Raw genomic sequence first — 20054 nt, forward strand, 5'->3', positions numbered from 1 at the left:
TTCAAATTTTCGGGTGAGTATCTGCATCCGAATTGCTCTCATGACTTGAAGCGTTTACCAGCGGGTCAGCGCCAGCTTGCACCTTCTGCTTTGATTTAGATTGACAGAATTTGGCACGCACCACCACAAAGAACATTGGGATGATGAAAATGGCGATAAAGGTGGCGCTCAGCATCCCGCCGATAACCCCCGTGCCAATCGCATGTTGCCCAGCAGAACCGGCACCACGGCTAATTGCCAAAGGCAGCACGCCAAGCACAAAAGCCAATGAAGTCATCAAGATTGGCCGCAAACGCAAACGCGCGGCTTCGATGGCTGCTTCCATTGCGGTTCTGCCCTGTGCCTCCAGTTCTTTGGCAAACTCAACAATCAAAATCGCGTTTTTTGCAGACAAACCAACGGTGGTCAATAAGCCCACCTGGAAATACACATCATTAGATAGGCCGCGACCTGTCGCCGCCAATAAAGCACCAATGATCCCAAGTGGCACCACCAAGATCACCGAGAATGGAATCGACCAGCTTTCATAAAGCGCAGCTAAGCTTAAAAACACCACCAAGATTGAAATGGCATACAGTAATGGCGCTTGCGAGCCGGATAAAATCTCCTGGAGCGACATACCGGTCCATTCATAGCCAATGCCATGCGGCAATTTTGCTGCCAGGTTTTGCATTTCTTGAATTGCATCCCCGGTGCTTTTGCCTGGAGTTGCTAAGCCCTGGATGGCTACCGAGGAGACACCGTTATAACGCTCAAGCTTAGGCGAGCCATAACCCCAATGCGAACTGACGAATGACGAGAACGGCACCATCTCGCCTTGCGCATTGCGGATATACCAACGCTGAATGTCTTCCGGGGTCATGCGAAAAGGGGCGTCCCCTTGGACCAGAACCTTTTTGATGCGGTTATCCCTATCTAGGAAACTGTTAACGTAAGCTCCGCCCCAAGCAATCGAAAAACTCCGATCAATCAAAGACAACGGAATCCCCAGCGCGCTGGCCTTCTCACGATTAATATCCACATGAAATTCCGGCGTGTCATTCAGACCGTTCGGGCGCACCTGCATCAATATTGGGCTTTGTGCCGCCATCCCTAGCAACTGATTGCGAGCTTGCATCAAGGCATCATGGCCGAGACCGGCGCGATCTTGCAATTGCATATCAAAGCCAGAGGCTGTGCCAAGCTCGATAATCGGCGGTGGATTAATCGGAAACACCATGGCATCTTTAATCTGCGAAAAACGCATAAAAGAGCGCTGCATGAGTGCTTGTACCGATTGATCCGCTCTCGTACGATGTTTCCAATCTTTTAATCTAACAAAAACCATGCCCGAATTTTGGCCACTGCCAGCAAAACTAAAGCCATTGACCTCAAAGGCCGATTCAACCAGCTGGCTTTCATCTTGCAACAGATATTGGCTAACTTCGCTCAGGACTGCTTGGGTCCGCTGTTGGGTTGAGCCTGGCGGGGTTTGCACCAGCACAAATAAAATCCCTTGGTCTTCATCCGGCAAGAAAGCCGTAGGCATGCGCATAAACAGCACACCAACGACCACGATAATCACCGCATAAATGCCAAACCAACGTCCAGAGCGAGCGATGACACCACGCACGCCTGACTGGTATTTATCGCGACCACGCTCGAAAGTCCGGTTAAACCAGCCGAAAAACCCTTTTTTCTCTTCGTGGTGTCCTTTAGGAATCGGTTTGAGCAAACTCGCGCATAAAGCTGGCGTCAGAATCAGTGCCACTAATACTGAGAGCACCATCGCCGACACAATGGTCAGTGAGAACTGACGATAGATTGCTCCCACTGAACCGCTGGAAAACGCCATCGGTACAAATACCGCGGATAAAACAAGCGCCACGCCAACCAGCGCACCCGTAATCTGGCCCATTGCTTTACGGGTTGCCTCGCGCGGTGAAAGCCCTTCTTCCGCCATGACCCGCTCGACGTTTTCAACGACCACAATCGCATCATCGACTAATAACCCAATCGCCAGCACAAGGCCAAACATCGACAAGGTATTAATCGAAAAACCGACCGCTGCCATCACGCCAAACGTACCCAACAACACAATTGGCACGGCAATGGTTGGGATCAGCGTAGCACGCCAATTTTGCAGGAATAAGTACATCACCAAAAACACCAGCACAATCCCTTCAAATAGTGTCTTGATCACTTCTTCGATCGAGATGCGCACAAAGGGCGTGGTGTCGTATGGATATTTCACGACTAAACTGGGTGGGAAGTATTTCGATAACTCTTCAATCCGTTCACGTACCAGCCGCGCGGTTTGCAAGGCATTCGCGCCCGTCGCCAGTTTAAGCGCAAAGCCAGCGGTAGGCTGGCCGTTATAGCGGGTATCTACGTTATAGCTTTCACCGCCGAGTTCAATCCGTGCGACATCCCGCAAACGCACTTGTGAACCGTCTGGCATCACCTTTAATAAGACATTCCTAAATTGTTCCGGCGTCCTTAACAAGGTTGCTTCGGTAATCACCGCATTGAGTTGTTGCTTATCCACGGCCGGTAAGCCACCTAACTGGCCCCCTGGCACTTGGACATTTTGCTCAGAGAGTGCGTTGGTGACATCGACTGGCGTTAGGCGGTAGCTAGCCAGTTTATCTGGATGCAACCACACTCGCATTGCATACTGGGTACCAAACAGCGTCGTGGTGCCGACCCCATCAACCCGGCTAATTGGATCTTGCACATTGGCCGCAACGTAATTGGCCAAATCAAACTTATTCATGCTACCGTCGGTAGACACGAAGGCTAATACCATCAAGAAACTACCGGACGACTTAGTGACTTTGATACCTTGTTGCTGCACGGTTTGCGGCAATAGGGGTAAGGCCAGTTGTAGTTTGTTTTGCACCTGCACTTGCGCCACATCCGGGTTGGTACCCGGCGCGAAGGTCAGCGTAATATTTGCGCCACCCGAGTTTTCACTGGTGGAGGACATATACAGCAAATGGTCGATCCCATTCATTTGCTGTTCAATCACCTGGGTGACTGTGTTTTCAACGGTTTGGGCCGATGCGCCTGGATAAGCTGCGCTGATCTGCACTGCGGGCGGCGCTACCGATGGATACTGTTCAACAGGCAAGGTGCGAATCGACAACGCTCCGGCCATCATCAAAATAATAGCTAGCACCCATGCAAAAATCGGTCGATCGATAAAAAATTTAACCATGAAAATGGTTTCCCTTATTTTTAATACGGTTATTCTGCGTTAGCGTCCGCGACGTCGCTGGCCGCAGGCTGTGGCCCAGCAGCAGCTTCAGCCGTCGGCGATACCTGTGTGGTTACCGGTTTGACGGTCATCCCAGGCTGCACTTTTTGCAACCCTTGCACAATGACTCTGTCGCCTGCGTTCAAACCACTCGCTACCAGCCAATTATCATCAGCAGCTCGCATCGTTGTTAGTACACGCAAAGCAACTTTATTATCTTGATCGACAATCAAGGCAGTCGGTTGGCCTTTTGCGTCATGAGTCACGCCAACCTGCGGCACCACCAGCGCACGATGGTTCACACCTTCTTGGATGCGCGCACGAACAAACATACCAGGCAGCAAGGCTTTTTTCGGATTTGGAAAGAGCGCGCGTAAGGTGATCGTGCCCGTACCCGGTTCGACCGCGATATCGGAAAACTGCAACTTTCCTTGGAACGGATAAGATGAGCCATCTTCCAGCACGAGGTCGACCTTGACCTCGTTACGACCAGTCATTTGCAATTGGCCGTCTGCCATTTCACGGCGCAAACGCAAAACGTCACTGCTCGATTGCGTCACATCAACGTAAATCGGGTCGATTTGCTGCACCGTGGCTAACAACGTTGCCTGGCCGGCTTGCACATAAGCGCCTGGAGTGACATAGGATTTGCCAATCCAACCTGCAATCGGCGAGCTCACTTCGGTATAGCCAAGGTTAATGCGCGCCACTTCAAGCGCGGCCTTAGCAACACCAACGTCTGCCATCGCTTGGCCATGCTCAGCCAGCGCATTGTCATATTCTTGCTGGCTAATCGCATGCGCTGCGATCAATGGTTTGTAACGTTCAGCTTTAGCCGCGACTGCATTTAAACTAGCGTGTGCTTTTGCCAACGCGGCTTGGCTACTCTCAAACTGAGCTTTATAAGGAGCTGAGTCAATTTTGTAGAGGCGCTGGCCCGCTTTCACTTCGCTGCCTTCTTTAAATTCACGTTTAAGCACAATGCCATTGACACGTGCGCGCACCTCAGCAATCTGCCAAGCAGAGGTGCGTCCAGGTACATCAATTGTCACTGGCACAGTTTGCGGCTCGAGTGTGACAATCCCCACTTCTGTTACCGGCGGTGACGGAGGGGCCTGTTTTTTGCCACAAGCGGCCAGTGCAAGTAGCGCAACAAGACCAATCAAATTGAAAAAGAACCGATTGATATGCATGGAGCGACCTCTTGTATTAATCATTATTGAAAGAATTTCGAATGGCTTATTATATAGACGGATTGCATACCAAGCTAGCGCATGTATTAGAGCAACGTATCATGGGCTAGAATGCGCCCTTGTCTATTCATGCCGGCCGATTTTTAACCGTCAGGCACTGTTGTGTACGTCTCACTAACCAAGCCACCACAGCCCAATAAATAAGATACGCCAACACATTCATTAACGATGGATATGCACGATAGCCGGTCAATGCCGCCAACAATGTACCCGCAGCATTAGAATCATCGAGCAGCGCTGAAGTATTCCACAGCGGGTCGATCAGAGCAGGGAGTATGTCCTTATCGATGAGTTTATCAACACCGGCTTGGACCAAGCCCGCAGCGAGAAAGAGCAACATCATTTCAGTCACGCGAAAAAAAGCGCGCCAAGAAAACAATTTGCCACCCAACTGCAATAGGTAAAACGTTAGGAGGGCTAGGCCAAAGCCTATCAATACGGCAGCCAGGTGCATAGGCAAAATATATCCTGCTTGCCCAAAACCCAGTCCATAGAGAAAGATGACCGTCTCACTTCCTTCGCGCGCAACTGCCAATGCAGCAAGCAGCGTCACCCCCCACCAATGCGCATTTTGAGTACTTTTTTGTAATGATGCTTCGATGCCTTGTTTTAAGGTGCCGCCGTGATATCTCATCCACAATACCATCTGTACAATCAGCACAGCCGCAATCCAGACCATTGCGGCTTGGAAATAATCCTGGGTTTCACCGGAGAGGGTTTCACTAAAGTTCACTAATGCCGCGCCAAACGCAACCGCCACTAGCAGACCTATGCCAACTCCTAGCCACAGATAAGGCAGGCCCTGCCGCGCCGTCTTGTCACCATTGCGCAACCACGCATATAAAATGCCGATCACCAACAATGCTTCAACACTTTCACGCCATACTACAAACAGCACCTGCCCCATCGAGCTCTCCAAAGCTACCTGATTACCGCCTACGGCTATCCCTATCCCTGTTTCTACTTAAACTCAAATTTATCTCGCGACGATCACCCCTTGTGCCGTCGCTTGATGAAAATCATCAAAAAATTTGTATTCGCCCGGTGCCATTTTTTTAATCACAACAAAAGATTTGGCGCCAGGGCTGAGCACCTTCTCTTTACGCAATTGAATGCTTTCAAATTCAACCGCGCTTTTGCCGGTATTTTCAATTTCAAGTTTGATCGCCTGATTAGCCGGCACCTCGATGCGAGATGGCATCAATTTCCCGTCAGCCATCTCAAGTTTGAAGGTCGGTAACTCTTCTTTTGTTTCTGTGCGCGCGTGTACAACATTGGACAACGCACAAGTCAGCGTGAAAAGAGTAATTATGAGACTGATTTTCATTTAAATATTCCTTGATGAGAGGATTTAATATTGAGTTGAACAAACAGACAGACAGTACTAAAAAGCAATGGTAGCGCTAATGCGAATCATTCTCAATGAGAAATAAGTATACCACCCTTTTAATTTATCTCACGCTTAGATCTGAATAAAAAAATGGCCACACGAAGTGTGTGCGGCCCTTTTTCTAACCTACTGCGACTTCACGTAACACCGTGCGGCGTTGTTGATGCAAAAGATGTTCGTAAGCGACAATATAATCTTCCGCCATCCGTTGCGCGGTAAAGCGTGCTTCAAATTGCTGGCGCACCGTATCGCGCGACACTGTGTGCAAGCGCTTCACCGCAGCCACCGCCTCCATTTCATCACTCACTAAAAAGCCCGTCACGCCGTGGTCGATCACTTCGGGGACTGAGCCACGCTTAAAAGCAATCACCGGCGTACCACAGGCCATCGCCTCAATCATGACTAAACCAAATGGCTCAGGCCAGTCAATCGGAAACAGCAGCGCATGGGCACCGGACAAGAAAGCGGCTTTTTCCGCTTCAGAGATTTCACCGATATATTCAACGTGCGGCTGCGACATCAGCGGCTTGATCTGCTCGTCGTAATAGGCCTGATCGGCGCGGTCAATTTTGGCTGCAATTTTGATTGGCAAGCCACATTTAGCGGCAATCGAAATCGCTGTATCAACTCGCTTTTCAGGCGAAATACGACCCAGAAAAGCCAAATAACCAGGCTGGATATCAGGACGAGGCATCAACATTTTTTCCGGCAAGCCATGATAAATGGTTGACAGCCAATTTGCCTGGGGCAGTGGCGAACGTTGACTATCGGAAATGGACACCACCTGAGCTTGCGTAAACAGATTAAAAACCGGCTGTAACTCAGGTAAATCAAGACGGCCGTGCAAGGTCGTTAGAAACGGCGTGGACTGGCGGCCAAAAAGTGAGAACGGATAGTAATCGAGATGGCCATGCAGGATATCGAATTCGTCGGCGCGTTGACACACCTGTTCGAGCATCAACATATGGGGGGCTAGCGTATCGCGAATCTTTGGATCTAAGCGAAGGGCTTGCGGCCAGACTGCTTCGAGTTGCGCGGTGGTGATTGAGTCGCCACTGGCGAACAAGGTCACATCGTGGCCCAACTCAACTAAGGCTTCTGTCAAATAAGACACCACCCGTTCTGTACCGCCATACAATTTTGGCGGCACAGCCTCGTGTAAAGGCGCAATTTGAGCGATTCGCATGACATGACTCTCCTAATAAAAATTCAGGACAAAAGTTGAAGCACGGCTATCCAATAGCCAATCACTTCATCACGGATTATCTGTTGCTTAAAATAAATTCAAGCGGTGAATTTCAAATTATTTATCTTGTTACAATACTGAAACACTTTGTCGGCCTTTGTTTTACAACGCTGCTTTAAATTATCTGTAGTGATTTTGATAAACAGGTCACTTGCCTTGCCGCTTGTCGATTCTGCTACAACAAGAATCCGGAAGATGGATGCACCTCCATCTTCCACCAAACAAGTAGCAAGTGGCTTATTTCACGCAGCCAAGCCGAGGCCATATGATAAACGTCAAGCTTGAAGAAGCCCACTCTTTTGTACGCACTGATGAAATGAAGAGGCGCTCGTCTACGACTCAGAGCGATGCGTATAACGCTAAACTCGCTAGCTATGCTCAGCGGCCGCTGGCTTTTCTTTATCAATATATACGCCGTCACCCCGTCGCCCATGGCGCGGTGCTGATGAGCGTGCTCGCCGCCGTGGGTTGCTCGCTGGCTTCTCAATATGGGATCAAGCATCTAATCGATGTACTGAGTCAAGGGCGCGGCCACTTCACACAACTATGGGGCGCATTTTTGCTGTTAGTAGGCTTAATTGCTGCCGATAACCTACTCTGGCGCATCGGCGGCTGGATCAGCACCCACGCCTTTGTCACCGTGACTGGCGATTTACGGCGAGATCTATTTCAATATTTAAGCGGCCATGCGCAAGCCTGGTTTACAGAAAAGCCGCCCGGCCTGCTGGCCAGCCGGATTACAGCAACCTCAAATGCGGTGTTCACGGCTGAAAACACCATGGCGTGGAACGCTCTGCCGCCCTGCATCGCAGTAGGCGGCGCCATTGCCATGATTGCCGCAGTCAATCCGCTCATGGCCGGCAGCCTTCTATTGGTATCGGCGATACTCGCGCTGATCCTCTTCAAATTGGCGAGTTATGGCGCCAAACACCACCGCGGCTTCGCCAAAGAAGCCGCGGCAGTCGATGGCGAGCTCGTCGATGTGATCAGCAATATGGGGCTAGTACGCGCCTTCGGAGCGACGATCCGCGAGCAAACTCGCTTTGGCGCGAAGCTCCAAGAAGAAATGTGCGCCCGCCGCAAAAGCTTGCTGCATCTTGAAAAATTAAGGCTGTTCCATGCTGTTGTGACGGCTTTTTTGTCCGCGGGATTGCTCGGCTGGGTCCTTTGGTTATGGACGCGCGGCCAAGCCAGCACAGGCGATATTGTGCTGGTCAGTTCGCTTGGCTTTACTATTTTGCACGGCACACGCGACCTTGCCGTCGCCCTAGTGGATGTGATTCAACATATTGCACGGCTTGCCGAAGCCATTGAGACTTTGCTTGAGCCTCATCAATTGCCCGATCATCCACAAGCACAGACGTTGGTTGAACAAGGCGGACGCGTTGATTTCAATCAAGTCTGTTTTGCCTATCCAAATCGAACGCGTACGCTCGAGGCATTTGACTTGCACCTCGAGCCAGGCCAGCGGGTTGGCTTAATCGGCAGTTCTGGAGCCGGCAAATCCACAGTACTTGCCCTGTTGCAACATTTTTATGAGCCCCAAGCGGGCCGCATTTTGATCGATGGTCAGGATTTGAGCATGATTACGCAAGAAAGCTTGCGTCAAGCCATCGCCGTCGTGCCGCAAGATATTTCGCTCTTACATCGGACGATTTTTGAAAATATCGCTTATGGCCGACCCCATGCTAGCCGCGACGAAGTTCTTGCTGCCGCTCATGAAGCACGCTGCACTGAGTTTATCGAAGCGATGCCGCAAGGGTTTGACACCCTAGTGGGCGACCGCGGCACGAAACTCTCAGGCGGCCAGCGGCAACGCATTGCGATTGCCCGCGCGATTTTGAAAAATGCGCCTATCCTGCTCCTCGATGAAGCCACTTCCGCCCTCGATAGCGCCTCAGAAGAAGCAATTCAACAGGCGCTCGATCGACTGATGCGCGGCCGCACGGTGATTGCCATCGCCCATCGACTGTCCACGCTACAAAACTTTGACCGTATTATTGTGATGAACGACGGCAAGGTGATTGATGATGGCGCCCCCGATGCTTTGCGCACACAAGCGGGTCTTTATCGTGACCTACTGATGAAGCAATTGGGCAATGGTATGAGCGCCGTCAATTACCGAAGTCTTGCTTGCCTAGACCCCGCACGTCTCACTCCGATTAACGGAAAACATTTAGGGGGTCTGTTAAAATAGCGTGCCTAACACATAGTGCGCGCGTACCGGCACTACTGTCCGCCGTTCAACAAAATCGAGTTAGAAGGCTTTTATCATGCAGCGAGTTATGGCCCGCCAGCGGCTGATCTTTTACTATGCGCTCTTTATCAGCTTACTATTGACGCTCCTTCTTGGCTGTAGCCGGCAGCGCGATGAAAATTGGCAGTTAACCCAAGTGCGTCACCATCTGCCTGATCTTGATTTTGCTTTGACTGACGATCAGGGGCAAAAGGTTAGCGCGCAAACTTACCAAGGCCAAATCACCCTCGTCTACTTTGGCTATACGCATTGCCCGGATGTTTGCCCTGAAACCATGGCGCGCCTCATGCTTGCGCTCTCGAAACTAGGCGACGATGCACGCGCTGTACGCATTCTGTTTATCTCGATCGACCCAGCACGTGATACGCCTACCTCAATGCACCGTTATGTCCGGGCATTTGATGCGGAACATGTCACAGGTCTGACCGGCACCCTCAGTCAAGTCGAGGCATTAGCTAAACGCTACCGCGTCGCCTATCAATCTGAAAAGCCCGATACCGACAACCGCTATGAGGTGATGCACAGCTCAGCGATTTATATCTTCGATCAAAAAGGTCAGGCGCAATTGATGGCGACCGCCGCCGATTCTGCGGATAATATTGCGCACGATTTGCGTATTTTGCTTCAACCATCATCATAACGAGGGGTATCAACTCATGAAATGGATTACTTTTCTTTTAGCCAGTCTATGCTTTAGCGCATCTTCTTCAAGCGCCATCGCCGCGGCCTCACCAGAAGTGGTAGCCGAAGCCGGCTGGGTGCGCTGGCTACCTGACGGACGGCCAGCCGCCGGTTATATGACATTGCGCAACAACAGCGCTCAAGCTATCGATGTCGTCGCCGCCTCCAGCCCTGATTATGGCCATGTGATGCTACATCAGTCGATATCGGATGGCACCCACAGCAGGATGGTTCACCTCAAAAAATTAACCCTGCCAGCTCACAGCGAGGTCAGGCTCGCCCCTGGCGGTTACCATCTGATGCTTGAAAAAGCGCGCGCGGAACCGGCGATCAAACCAGGCGACACCGTGCAGGTTACACTCACCTTATCAGATGGCACATTCCTCCAGCTAACCTTGCCAGTACGTCCGCCCGCGACTTTATAGCTTGCTTTCAGCCCTATTCAGGGCGCAGACATAAGCGTAACGCGTCATGCCAATGAGGCGCAAATAAGTTAAAAGTCCGCGCCAATTTATCGTTAGATAGACGAGAATTGGCTGGGCGCTTGGCCGGTGTCAGATACTCTAGCGCCGAAATCGGCGTCAACTTTGGTGGCCTAGCAGGTGGCGCAAGCGTAAAGATCGCTTGCGCAAATTCATACCAAGAAGTCGAGCCGGCGGCGCTTAAATGATAGATACCTGATTTTTCTTGCCACCAACTCCGATCTTGGTGGCCTAGCGCGATGCCTTGCGCCAAAATTTGCGCACTGAGGGCGGCAATGGTCGTCGACCAGGTCGGAGCGCCATATTGGTTAGCCACAATCCGCAACTCAGGCTGCTGCGCCGCCAGTTGCAACATCGTTAACAGAAAATTCTTGCCCCGCTTGCCGTAGATCCAGCTCGTGCGCAGCACGAAATGTGCCGCGCCTACTTCAGCCAGCGCCCGTTCGCCAGCCAGTTTACTGCGACCATAGGCATTTTGCGGCTGCGCGCTATCTTCTTCGGTATAAGCACCGTCCTTGTCTCCAGCAAATACGTAGTCGGTTGAATAGTGGACTAAAACTGCATTGAGCCGCTTCGCCTCTTCAGCCAGCACGCCCGGCGCTAAAGCATTAATGCGCAGCGCTACAGGCTCCTCGATTTCAGCTTGATCGACCGCTGTATACGCGGCCGGGTTGACAATTAAAGCCGGCCGCAATGCGCGCACCACACGCCGAATTTGATCAAAATCTGCCAAATCCAGCGCTTGCCGATCCAGCGCAACAATCCGGCCAAGACCTTGTAAACTACGCGCTAACTCAAAGCCAAGTTGGCCTTGAGCGCCAGTGATTAAAATCGTTCGAGAAAGCGTCATAGTAAAAATCCGCTCAGCGAGCGTTCAAACTCAAATGTTAAGCAAATACTTCCGCCGCTGCTAAGCACACTCCAACGGCATCCTTGGCGCCCAACACCGGCTCCCTATCAAGCGGCCATGCAATGCCCAACGCTGGGTCTTGCCATAATAGGGTACGCTCATGCTCTGGATACCAATAATCGGTTGTTTTATAGAGAAATTTAGCCTCTGCCGAGAGCGTCAAAAAACCATGAGCAAAACCCGGTGGCACCCACAACTGGCGCCGATTGTCAGCCGATAAATGGACCCCGACCCATTGCCCAAAGCGAGGCGAGTGCCGGCGCAGATCCACGGCTACATCAAAGACCGCTCCCGCCACCACCCGCACCAGTTTGCCCTGGGGATGCTGAATTTGATAATGCAAGCCACGCAGCACATTTTTAGTCGAGCGTGAATGATTATCTTGCACAAACTCGAACCCTGCTGCCACTTGTACGGCAAATTCACGTGCATTGAAACTCTCAAAAAAAGAGCCCCGCGCATCATTAAAAACCTTAGGCTCGATGATTTTAACTTCAGGCAATGCAGTGGTGATTACGTTGATGGCCATATCAGCTGGTCCGACAAAATGCGTTTTAAATATTTTCCATAGCCGTTTTTTTCAAGCGGCGCGGCCAGCCGGCTAAGTTGCTCGGCGTCAATCCAGCCACGATAGTAGGCAATCTCTTCCGGGCAAGCGACCATCAGGCCTTGCCGCTTTTGCAAGGTGGCGATAAAGCTGGCGGCATCAATCAGTGAGTCATGAGTACCCGTATCAAACCATGCATAGCCGCGGCCCATCATTTCAACCTTGAGCTGCTGGTGTTGCAAATAATGCAGATTAATATCCGTAATCTCAAACTCGCCGCGTGCTGAAGGCTTAATCTCGGCAGCAATATCGCAGACTTGCTGGTCGTAGAAGTAAAGTCCAGTCACCGCATAATTGGAACGTGGCTTAACCGGCTTTTCTTCAATCGACAAGGCGTGAAAATCCTCATCAAACTCAACCACGCCATAACGCTCAGGATCGTGCACATGATAAGCAAATACTGTCGCTCCCTGATCACAAGTGCTGGCGCGTTCAAGCTGCCCGGTTAAACTATGCCCATAAAATATATTGTCGCCGAGAATTAAAGTCGATGGATGATTGCCAATAAATTGCCGGCCAATCATAAATGCTTGCGCTAATCCCTCTGGGGAAGGTTGCACTGCATATTGGAGATTGAGTCCCCACTGGGCGCCATCGCCCAGTAGCATCTGAAAGCGCGGCGTATCGGCCGGCGTAGAAATCACCAGGATGTCACGTATGCCCGCCATCATCAAAGTGGACAGCGGATAATAGACCATTGGTTTATCATAGATCGGCAGCAGTTGTTTAGAGACTGCATGGGTAATCGGATAAAGCCTGGTACCCGAGCCTCCGGCTAAAAGAATCGCTTTACGCATCTTAGGTGTCTCCTGATGCGCGTAGCGCATAATGCGTTTCAAGCCATTTAAGGTAATCGCCTGAGATAACGTTATTTACCCAATCTGGATGCTCAAGATACCAGCGCACCGTTTTCTCGAGCCCAGTTTCAAATGTGTGCGCGGGCCGCCAGCCCAATTCACGCTCGATCTTCGTCGCATCTATTGCATAGCGGCGGTCATGGCCTGGGCGGTCTTGCACAAAGGTAATCTGCTCGGCATATGAACCAGACGATTTCGGCTTCATCTGATCCAACAACGCACACAGCATATGCACAACCTCAAGATTGGTTTTCTCATTCCGACCGCCAATATTGTAGGTTTGACCAGGGCCGCCGCGCGCCAAGACTTCTCGTAGCGCCGCACAATGGTCCCCCACATAGAGCCAGTCGCGCACATTACCGCCATCGCCATAAACTGGCAGCGGTTTATCAGCAAGTGCATTGGCGATAAGCAATGGAATCAGCTTTTCTGGAAACTGATAAGGGCCGTAATTGTTTGAGCAATGGGTGGTCAATACCGGCAAACCATAGCTGTGATGATACGCTCGCACCAGGTGATCGGAGCCCGCCTTGGTGGCCGAGTATGGACTATTAGGCGCATACGGCGTAGTTTCACAAAACGCTGGATCATGGGGCTCAAGCGAACCATAAACCTCGTCGGTGGAAACATGCAGGAAGCGGAAGTTAGCTTGCTCCACGCCGGCCAACTGAGTCCAATAAGCACGAGCCGCCTCAAGCAACGTAAAAGTGCCGACTATATTCGTGTGCACAAAATCAGCCGGTCCATGCAATGAGCGGTCAACATGACTTTCCGCGGCAAAATGCAGTACCGCGCGTGGTCGATGTTGCACAAAGAGACTTTTAAGCGTAGCGGCATCAGCAATATCAGCCCTGACAAACAGATGACGGTGGTCCGCTTGTAACAAATTTAAAGTATTCAGATTGCCTGCATAGGTCAGTTTGTCAACGTTCACCACTGCTTCGTTGTGACCCGCTAGCCAGTCGAGCACAAAATTGGCGCCAATAAAACCAGCGCCACCAGTTACTAAAATCATCAAAAACCCTTCATTGAATTCAAATGCGACCGGCTAACGCTAGCGCCTCATCATGTAGGTGCTGCGGCTCAAATAAACCACTCGTTGATGCTGCGGCAACTCTTATATGACAAACACCGCCGATTATCTCTTCAGCACCTTAGCGCAATTTTTCTTAGTCTATATAATAATTATAACTTTGAAGAAAGATTAACTTCTTTAATATTTTACAAACGCTGCAGAAATAAGCTTATTCATCGTTTTTTAGATGATGACGAACAATTCAAGCAGGTCCTTTGAATCACAGACTTCAGATATCCTCACCATCCACATGAACGTCAATACAGCGTCCTCCCCTCCTCCTCTTGCCTTCGGCGACCTACAAGGCTGCCATGACGCTTTTCATCATTTGCTCGCCAAAGCAGCGCCCACGCCTAACACACCGCTTTGGTTCGCCGGCGATTTGATTAACCGAGGGCCCAGTTCACTCGCTTGCCTACGTGATGTCATCGAATTTGGTCAACGCGCAGTGATGGTGCTGGGTAACCATGAATTGCATTTATTGGCCGTGGCAGCTGGCACACAACGTCTGCGCAAAGGCGATACCATAAGTGAAATCCTCGCAGCTCCTGATGCTGCCGATTTAATCGACTGGCTACGCCACCGGCCGCTGGCTCATCACCAAAACGGTATGCTAATGGTGCACGCTGGCGTACTGCCGCAGTGGGATCTGGCGCTCACCCTCGAGTTGGCGCATGAGTTGGAACAGGCGTTGCGCGGCCCCAATTGGCGAACCTGCATCGCACAGCTGAGTCAGCCTACGCCGGCTCGTTGGCATCATGGCGTGAGCGGCGATGAACGGCTACGCATCATTGCTCATACGCTGACGCGGATTCGTTTCTGTAATCTAGAAGGGGAGCTAGAATTCAATGCTAAAGGCGAACCCGACACGGCACCGCCAGGCTATATGCCATGGTTTGATGTGCCAGGACGGCGCACCTCTGAGCTAACGGTTGTCTTTGGACACTGGGCAGCGCTCGGTCTCTTGCTGCGCGATAAGTTGTGCGCACTGGATAGCGGTTGCATCTGGGGCAGGCAACTCTCAGCCATCACGCTCAACGCTGAACCAAGCAAACGTACACTCACCCAGGTTGCCTGTTCAATCACGAGCGGCTAATTGCCTGGCGAATAAAATCAACCTCTAGCCACTGACTTCAGCATTCACCACCGCCGTGTCAGATAGCACCACCCGCTGGCGCTGCAAAAGTTGCAGCGCACCCTGGACTGCCGCCTGTGCACGCATAGCCAGTTCCCGCCGCTGGCCACGCGCCTCAAGCGGGGCCGTCACATATAAATGAGCGGTGAGCGGAGCGGCACGCAAAATCGATATGAGCGAAGCGAGTAACGAGATGTCACCGATATAGGCGGGCGCCAGTGACTGCTGGCCTTGCGCATCTTCATACAGCAAACAGATTGGCTGCACCGCAGTCATCGCCAATACCGGCGCTTGCAGCAAATTAGCGTGAAATGGCAATAGGCGTGTACCATCAGAAGTCGTCCCTTCTGGAAAAATACAAATCGTTTCACCGCTTTTTAATACATCAGCTAATTGCTGCACAATCCGTCGGGCATCGCTACGCTTGTCACGCCGAATAAAAATCGTACCGATGGTTTTTGCCAACCAACCCAGAATCGGCCATTTCTCAATTTCTGCTTTAGCCACAAAGGGGACCGGCTGCCAAGCATTAATCACATAAATATCTAGCCATGACACATGATTGCCAACCAACATCACACCGCGCTCAAGCGCTTCGCCCGGCTGGTGTACGATCAGCGTAACACCGCACGCCTTAAGTAAACCCTGCGACCAATCACGCACGAGCTGCTGTTGGCGAGCCCGTGCTGCACGCGGAAAAACAAAAGTCGCCAGCGCCATACCACGAACCAGATGGAATATAAGCCGCACGATGCGTAGGCTGACTTGCATCATCATCTATTTCCTTTATTGCGAACCCAATCAAATACAACCACGACAGCATCTAAGTAGAAAACTTTATGTTTTGCTTGCCTGATAAACAAAGTAGCAGCGCTTTATGTTTTACTTTCCTGATAGACAAGCTGGCCGGAGATGATCGTAGAACGCACACGCACTGGCAACTCATACCCTAAGAATGGTGTATTGTGGCCCTGACTCTTGAGCCGGTTTGGCGCAACCAGCCAATGCGCATCAGGGTCAAATAGCACCAGATCAGCCGGCGCGCCTAACGCCAAACGACCGCTGTTCAAATTCAGTACATCCGCTGGCGCGCAGGTGATTTTTACTAATGCTTTGGTTAATGGTATTTGCTTTTCTTGCGCCCATTTCACGGTCAGTGACAACAGCAACTCAAGCCCCGTGGCGCCGGCTGAAGCTTCGCCAAATGGCAAGAGTTTTTCATCGTCGTCAACTGGCGTATGGGCAGAACAAATTGCGTCAATGGTGCCATCCATTAGCGCCGTGCTGATAGCATCCCGGTCACGCTGCGAGCGCAGCGGCGGATCAAAACGGTATTGCGCATCAAAATATCCAATATCCAGATCAATCAGATGCACATGATTGATGGTGACATCACAGCTTAACGGCAAACCTTCCTGTTTTGCCGCGCGTACCAGCTCAAGCCCGGCGGCCGAAGAGAGATGTGATAAATGAACCCGCGCACCGGTGACGCGCATCAATTCAATGATGGTATGCAAAGCGATGGTTTCCGACGCTTCCGGCACGCCTCGCAAGCCAAGCCGCGACGCCAAAGCCCCGCTTGCAGCGACACCACCTTGCGCCAAATACGGATCTTGCGCCCGCAGCCAAACCGTATAGCCATAAGTCGTGGCATATTGCAAAGCGTGCAATAACACCTGGGGATTTAGCATCGGCGCATCCGCCTGAGAAAAGCCGATACACCCCGCATCAGCCAATTCAGCCATTTCAGTGATGGCCTGCCCTTTGAGTCCAACCGTCAGCGCACCCAACGGATACACACGCGCTTGGTTGAGAGTACGGGCGCGAAACTTCAACATTTCAACTAAACCTGGCTCATCCAGCGGTGGGTCCGTGTCCGGTGGACACACTAAACTCGTGACTCCACCGGCAAGGGCGGCGGCCATTTCGGATTCAAGCGTTGCTTTATATTCGTAGCCAGGCTCACGCAACCGCGCCAACAAATCAATCAAGCCCGGCAGCACGATCAAACCGCTAGCATCGATTGTTTGATTGACCTCAAAAGCGGTGGGCGCCTTACCAATACTGGCAATTTTGCCTGCTGCAATGAATAAATCGGCCTCGGTGTCCAGCCCTGTCGCAGGGTCAATTAATCGGCCACGCTTGATATGAAGATTCATTGTTTATTTTTTGATCAATTGATATTTGACAAAGAGACTGGCTCAACTCAACGGCGCAGCACTAACCATTATTCCCAGCAATAATCCCCATGACCGCCATCCGCACCGCAATGCCAAAGGTGACTTGATGCAAGATCACGGATTGCGCGCCATCGGCGACGGATGAACCAATTTCAACTCCACGGTTCATTGGCCCGGGGTGCATCACAATCGCATCAGGAGCCGCCAGTGCAAGGCGCTCAGGGGTCAGCCCCCAACTTTTGAAATATTCTTGCGCAGAGGGCAAGAGGGTGCTATTCATTCGTTCATTTTGCAAACGCAGCATAATGACGACGTCCACCCCCTTTAAGCCCTCGCATATATTATGAAAAACACGCACGCCAAATTGCTCAAGCCCGTTGGGCAGCAATGTGCGTGGACCAATCACACGCACTTCTGGTACGCCCAGCGTAGTCAGCGCATGAATATCAGAGCGCGCGACGCGAGAATGTAGAATATCACCCACAATCGCCACTTTAAGCTGCGTAAAATCTCGCTTGTAATGGCGGATTGTGTACATGTCTAGCAGGCCTTGCGTCGGATGCGCATGCCAACCGTCACCCGCATTAATCACATGCAAATGGGGTGGGCAATGTTGTGCGAGCAAATAAGGAGCGCCGCTTTGCGCATGGCGCACGACAAACATATCGGCCTGCATGGCGGATAAATTAGCGGCGGTATCCAGTAACGACTCACCTTTGCTGGTTGATGATGCATTGATATTCAAATTCAGCACATCAGCCGATAAGCGCTTTGCGGCAATTTCAAAAGTCGTACGAGTGCGGGTCGAGTTCTCAAAAAAGAGGTTGAATACTGATTTGCCACGCAATAGCGGCACTTTTTTGACCTCACGCTCAGCGACCCCAACGAATTGCTGAGCGGTGTCGAGGATGTGCGTAATGATATCCCTTGGCAAACCATCGATCGTCAACAGATGTTTAAGTTCGCCATTTTTTGTGAGTTGCGGATTACCTTTAAAACCAGGGCGCAAGGTTGGCGCAGGTGGCCAAATGTTTGACATCTACTCTCCAGCGAAGAAAGCTACGCAAGGCTGCACAGCTTTAATGCATGTGTGTTTGTATAGTTTAGGACGCACACAACCCTAACTTTAATCGGTACGTGTTTCACTATGAAACTCAAATAGGCCGCTCTCATGACGTCCCAATACCAGGGCACGATCAACCGGCAGATCAGCAGCGGCACCCACAAAACGGGCAGCGATTGGCAACTCGCGCCCACCTCGATCAACCAATACGGCTAGGTCAACGGCAGCAGGCCGGCCAAAATCATACAGCTCGTTTAGCGCAGCTCGAATCGTACGGCCAGTATAGAGCACGTCATCTAGCAACACAATCCGGCGGCCCTCGACTTGAAAGGGCAATGAGGTTGGACGCGCTTGTCCATGCAAGCCTTTTTCTGCGTAATCATCGCGATGCAAGACAACGCTCACAACGCCAAATTCAGCCAGCTTCAGATCGTGTGCAAGCCGCTCGGCAAGCCAAGCGCCGCCACTCCAAATGCCCACCAGCGCAACCCCATCTGGCTGATACAAACTATCGCCATAGGTGGTGTGAATTTGGTCACGTAAAACATGGTACAACGACTCAGCATCAGGCAAGTGCATATTCATCAAAAAATTGTTGCAAAATAATGCGGGCAGCTTCGGCATCAAGCTGCGCTAAATCACCACCCAGCGCAGCCGCCGCCGCGACCGACGAATAACGTTCATCTACCCAACTTACGGGCAAGCCGAAACGGCCATGCAGCTGTTGGCCAAAGCGCTTAGCCCACTGGGTCATTTGGTGCGCTGCGCCATCTGGATGCATCGGCAAACCAACCACCAATTGTTGTGGTTGCCATTCTTGAAGCAGTGCGCCAATCGCCTTAAAGCGATGTTCACGGTTAAGATTCATGATCACGGTTAAGGCTTGTGCTTGCCGCAGCAGCAAATTGCCTACCGCAACGCCGATTCTTTTCTCGCCATAGTCAAACGCCAGAAGCGTTGCCATGTGGCTCATAGCAGCCTGCGGCCTTGCGGCTTGCTCAGCATTAACTCTAACGCAGCTACGCCCCAGACTTGGCCGACACTCGCTTTATGCATGGCCCACTTCGCCAGACAAGGTTGTGGGCGACACGCCTAATAGCGATAACGCTGCCGTAAAGCGCTGCTCGGCTGGCACGTCAAACACAACGTTTGGATCCGCTTCTACAGTCAGCCAACCATTGCGCAAAATTTCGTCTTCGAGTTGGCCAGCACCCCAGCCAGCATGGCCTAGCGTTAGCAAAAATCTCTTCGGTCCTTGACCAAATGCAATCTCCTCCAACACATCTTTCGAGGTGGTCATGGCTAAGCCGCCAGGCACTAACAGGGATGAAGTATAGTGCGTGGCGGTGGGCTCATGTAAGACAAAACCACGCTCCGCTTGAACCGGGCCACCGAAATAAACCGGTAAGTGCAGCAAAGGCTCGATTTCGAGCTTGAGATCGATGCGGTTAAACAGTGCTTGCAACATGATATCCGTCGGCCGGTTGATCACTAAACCAAGCGCACCGCGTTCACTATGCTCGCAAATATAAAGCACCGCGCCAGCAAAAACCGCATCGGCCATGCTCGGCATAGCGATCAAAAACTGGTTCGTCAGATTAATACGATCAGAGGATTTGGACATATTGAATTCTAACCCGTGCATTCCGTTAGCAAATAGCCATGCCGTCAAATCAGCCC

General features: G+C 51.5%; 18 protein-coding genes and 1 pseudogene. 4 read left to right on the forward strand and 15 right to left on the reverse strand.

Annotated elements, in window-relative coordinates; translation table 11 throughout:
* Window position 1: 1 nt before the first annotated feature.
* From NQD60_RS07410 to NQD60_RS07430, 5 genes and pseudogenes are all read right to left on the reverse strand, one after another.
* A complete protein-coding gene (locus NQD60_RS07410) occupies window positions 2-3199 on the reverse strand; it encodes an efflux RND transporter permease subunit (RefSeq protein WP_257100290.1) in 3198 nt (1065 codons plus the stop codon).
* 29 nt (window positions 3200-3228) lie between these two features.
* A complete protein-coding gene (locus NQD60_RS07415; protein ID WP_257100291.1) occupies window positions 3229-4431 on the reverse strand; it encodes an efflux RND transporter periplasmic adaptor subunit in 1203 nt (400 codons plus the stop codon).
* 127 nt (window positions 4432-4558) lie between these two features.
* Window positions 4559-5398 (reverse strand): FTR1 family protein, encoded by an 840-nt coding sequence (locus tag NQD60_RS07420; RefSeq protein ID WP_257100292.1) that lies wholly within the window; start codon window positions 5396-5398, stop codon window positions 4559-4561.
* Between the two features lie 69 nt (window positions 5399-5467).
* Window positions 5468-5734: pseudogene (locus tag NQD60_RS07425) on the reverse strand (cupredoxin domain-containing protein); the annotation flags it as partial.
* 268 nt (window positions 5735-6002) lie between these two features.
* The gene (locus tag NQD60_RS07430; protein WP_257100293.1) at window positions 6003-7067 is read right to left on the reverse strand and encodes a glycosyltransferase family 4 protein; all 1065 of its coding nucleotides are present in this window, start codon (window positions 7065-7067) and stop codon (window positions 6003-6005) included.
* A 376-nt stretch (window positions 7068-7443) separates the two neighbouring features.
* On the opposite strand from NQD60_RS07430, the gene NQD60_RS07435 reads away from it, so the two are divergent.
* The 3 genes from NQD60_RS07435 (at window position 7444) to NQD60_RS07445 (ending at window position 10490) form a co-directional block, all read left to right on the forward strand.
* Entirely contained in the window at window positions 7444-9324 is a 1881-nt protein-coding gene (locus tag NQD60_RS07435; protein ID WP_257101292.1) for an ABC transporter ATP-binding protein, read from the forward strand.
* A gap of 76 nt (window positions 9325-9400) precedes the next feature.
* Window positions 9401-10024, forward strand: coding sequence for an SCO family protein (locus tag NQD60_RS07440; RefSeq protein WP_257100294.1), 624 nt, complete (start codon window positions 9401-9403; stop codon window positions 10022-10024).
* 16 nt (window positions 10025-10040) lie between these two features.
* Window positions 10041-10490 carry a copper chaperone PCu(A)C gene (locus tag NQD60_RS07445; protein ID WP_257100295.1) on the forward strand — a complete coding sequence of 150 codons (450 nt, stop codon included), beginning with the start codon at window positions 10041-10043 and terminating at the stop codon, window positions 10488-10490.
* Between the two features lie 13 nt (window positions 10491-10503).
* Here NQD60_RS07445 and rfbD read toward each other — a convergent pair whose 3' ends face one another.
* From rfbD to rfbB, 4 genes are read right to left on the reverse strand one after another with little or no spacing between them, the layout of a single operon-like run.
* The gene (gene rfbD, locus NQD60_RS07450; protein WP_257100296.1) at window positions 10504-11397 is read right to left on the reverse strand and encodes a dTDP-4-dehydrorhamnose reductase; all 894 of its coding nucleotides are present in this window, start codon (window positions 11395-11397) and stop codon (window positions 10504-10506) included.
* Window positions 11398-11434: 37 nt separating this feature from the next.
* The gene (rfbC, locus tag NQD60_RS07455; RefSeq protein ID WP_257100297.1) at window positions 11435-11986 is read right to left on the reverse strand and encodes a dTDP-4-dehydrorhamnose 3,5-epimerase; all 552 of its coding nucleotides are present in this window, start codon (window positions 11984-11986) and stop codon (window positions 11435-11437) included.
* Window positions 11971-12861 carry a glucose-1-phosphate thymidylyltransferase RfbA gene (gene rfbA, locus NQD60_RS07460; RefSeq protein ID WP_257100298.1) on the reverse strand — a complete coding sequence of 297 codons (891 nt, stop codon included), beginning with the start codon at window positions 12859-12861 and terminating at the stop codon, window positions 11971-11973. The genes rfbC and rfbA overlap by 16 nt, the downstream gene beginning before the upstream one ends.
* A gap of 1 nt (window position 12862) precedes the next feature.
* The gene (gene rfbB / locus NQD60_RS07465) at window positions 12863-13936 is read right to left on the reverse strand and encodes a dTDP-glucose 4,6-dehydratase (RefSeq protein WP_257100299.1); all 1074 of its coding nucleotides are present in this window, start codon (window positions 13934-13936) and stop codon (window positions 12863-12865) included.
* A gap of 310 nt (window positions 13937-14246) precedes the next feature.
* Here rfbB and NQD60_RS07470 point away from each other — a divergent pair, with 310 nt between their 5' ends.
* Window positions 14247-15092, forward strand: coding sequence for a symmetrical bis(5'-nucleosyl)-tetraphosphatase (locus NQD60_RS07470; protein ID WP_257101293.1), 846 nt, complete (start codon window positions 14247-14249; stop codon window positions 15090-15092).
* 24 nt (window positions 15093-15116) lie between these two features.
* Here NQD60_RS07470 and NQD60_RS07475 read toward each other — a convergent pair whose 3' ends face one another.
* The 6 genes from NQD60_RS07475 to NQD60_RS07500 form a co-directional block, all read right to left on the reverse strand.
* Entirely contained in the window at window positions 15117-15908 is a 792-nt protein-coding gene (locus tag NQD60_RS07475; RefSeq protein WP_257100300.1) for a 1-acyl-sn-glycerol-3-phosphate acyltransferase, read from the reverse strand.
* Between the two features lie 98 nt (window positions 15909-16006).
* Window positions 16007-17290, reverse strand: coding sequence for a dihydroorotase (locus NQD60_RS07480; protein WP_257100301.1), 1284 nt, complete (start codon window positions 17288-17290; stop codon window positions 16007-16009).
* A gap of 61 nt (window positions 17291-17351) precedes the next feature.
* On the reverse strand, window positions 17352-18350 hold the full coding sequence (locus tag NQD60_RS07485; RefSeq protein ID WP_257100302.1) for an aspartate carbamoyltransferase catalytic subunit: 999 nt from the start codon (window positions 18348-18350) through the stop codon (window positions 17352-17354).
* 87 nt (window positions 18351-18437) lie between these two features.
* The gene (pyrR, locus tag NQD60_RS07490; RefSeq protein ID WP_257101294.1) at window positions 18438-18953 is read right to left on the reverse strand and encodes a bifunctional pyr operon transcriptional regulator/uracil phosphoribosyltransferase PyrR; all 516 of its coding nucleotides are present in this window, start codon (window positions 18951-18953) and stop codon (window positions 18438-18440) included.
* A complete protein-coding gene (ruvX, locus tag NQD60_RS07495) occupies window positions 18940-19347 on the reverse strand; it encodes a Holliday junction resolvase RuvX (protein WP_257100303.1) in 408 nt (135 codons plus the stop codon). Before ruvX ends, pyrR begins: the two co-directional genes overlap by 14 nt.
* 75 nt (window positions 19348-19422) lie before the next feature.
* Complete coding sequence (locus tag NQD60_RS07500) at window positions 19423-19998, reverse strand: YqgE/AlgH family protein (RefSeq protein ID WP_257100304.1); 576 nt, start codon at window positions 19996-19998, stop codon at window positions 19423-19425.
* Window positions 19999-20054: the final 56 nt, after the last annotated feature.

It is taken from the genome of Mycoavidus sp. SF9855 (assembly GCF_024582735.1).
In the GTDB taxonomy this organism is placed as follows: domain Bacteria; phylum Pseudomonadota; class Gammaproteobacteria; order Burkholderiales; family Burkholderiaceae; genus Mycoavidus.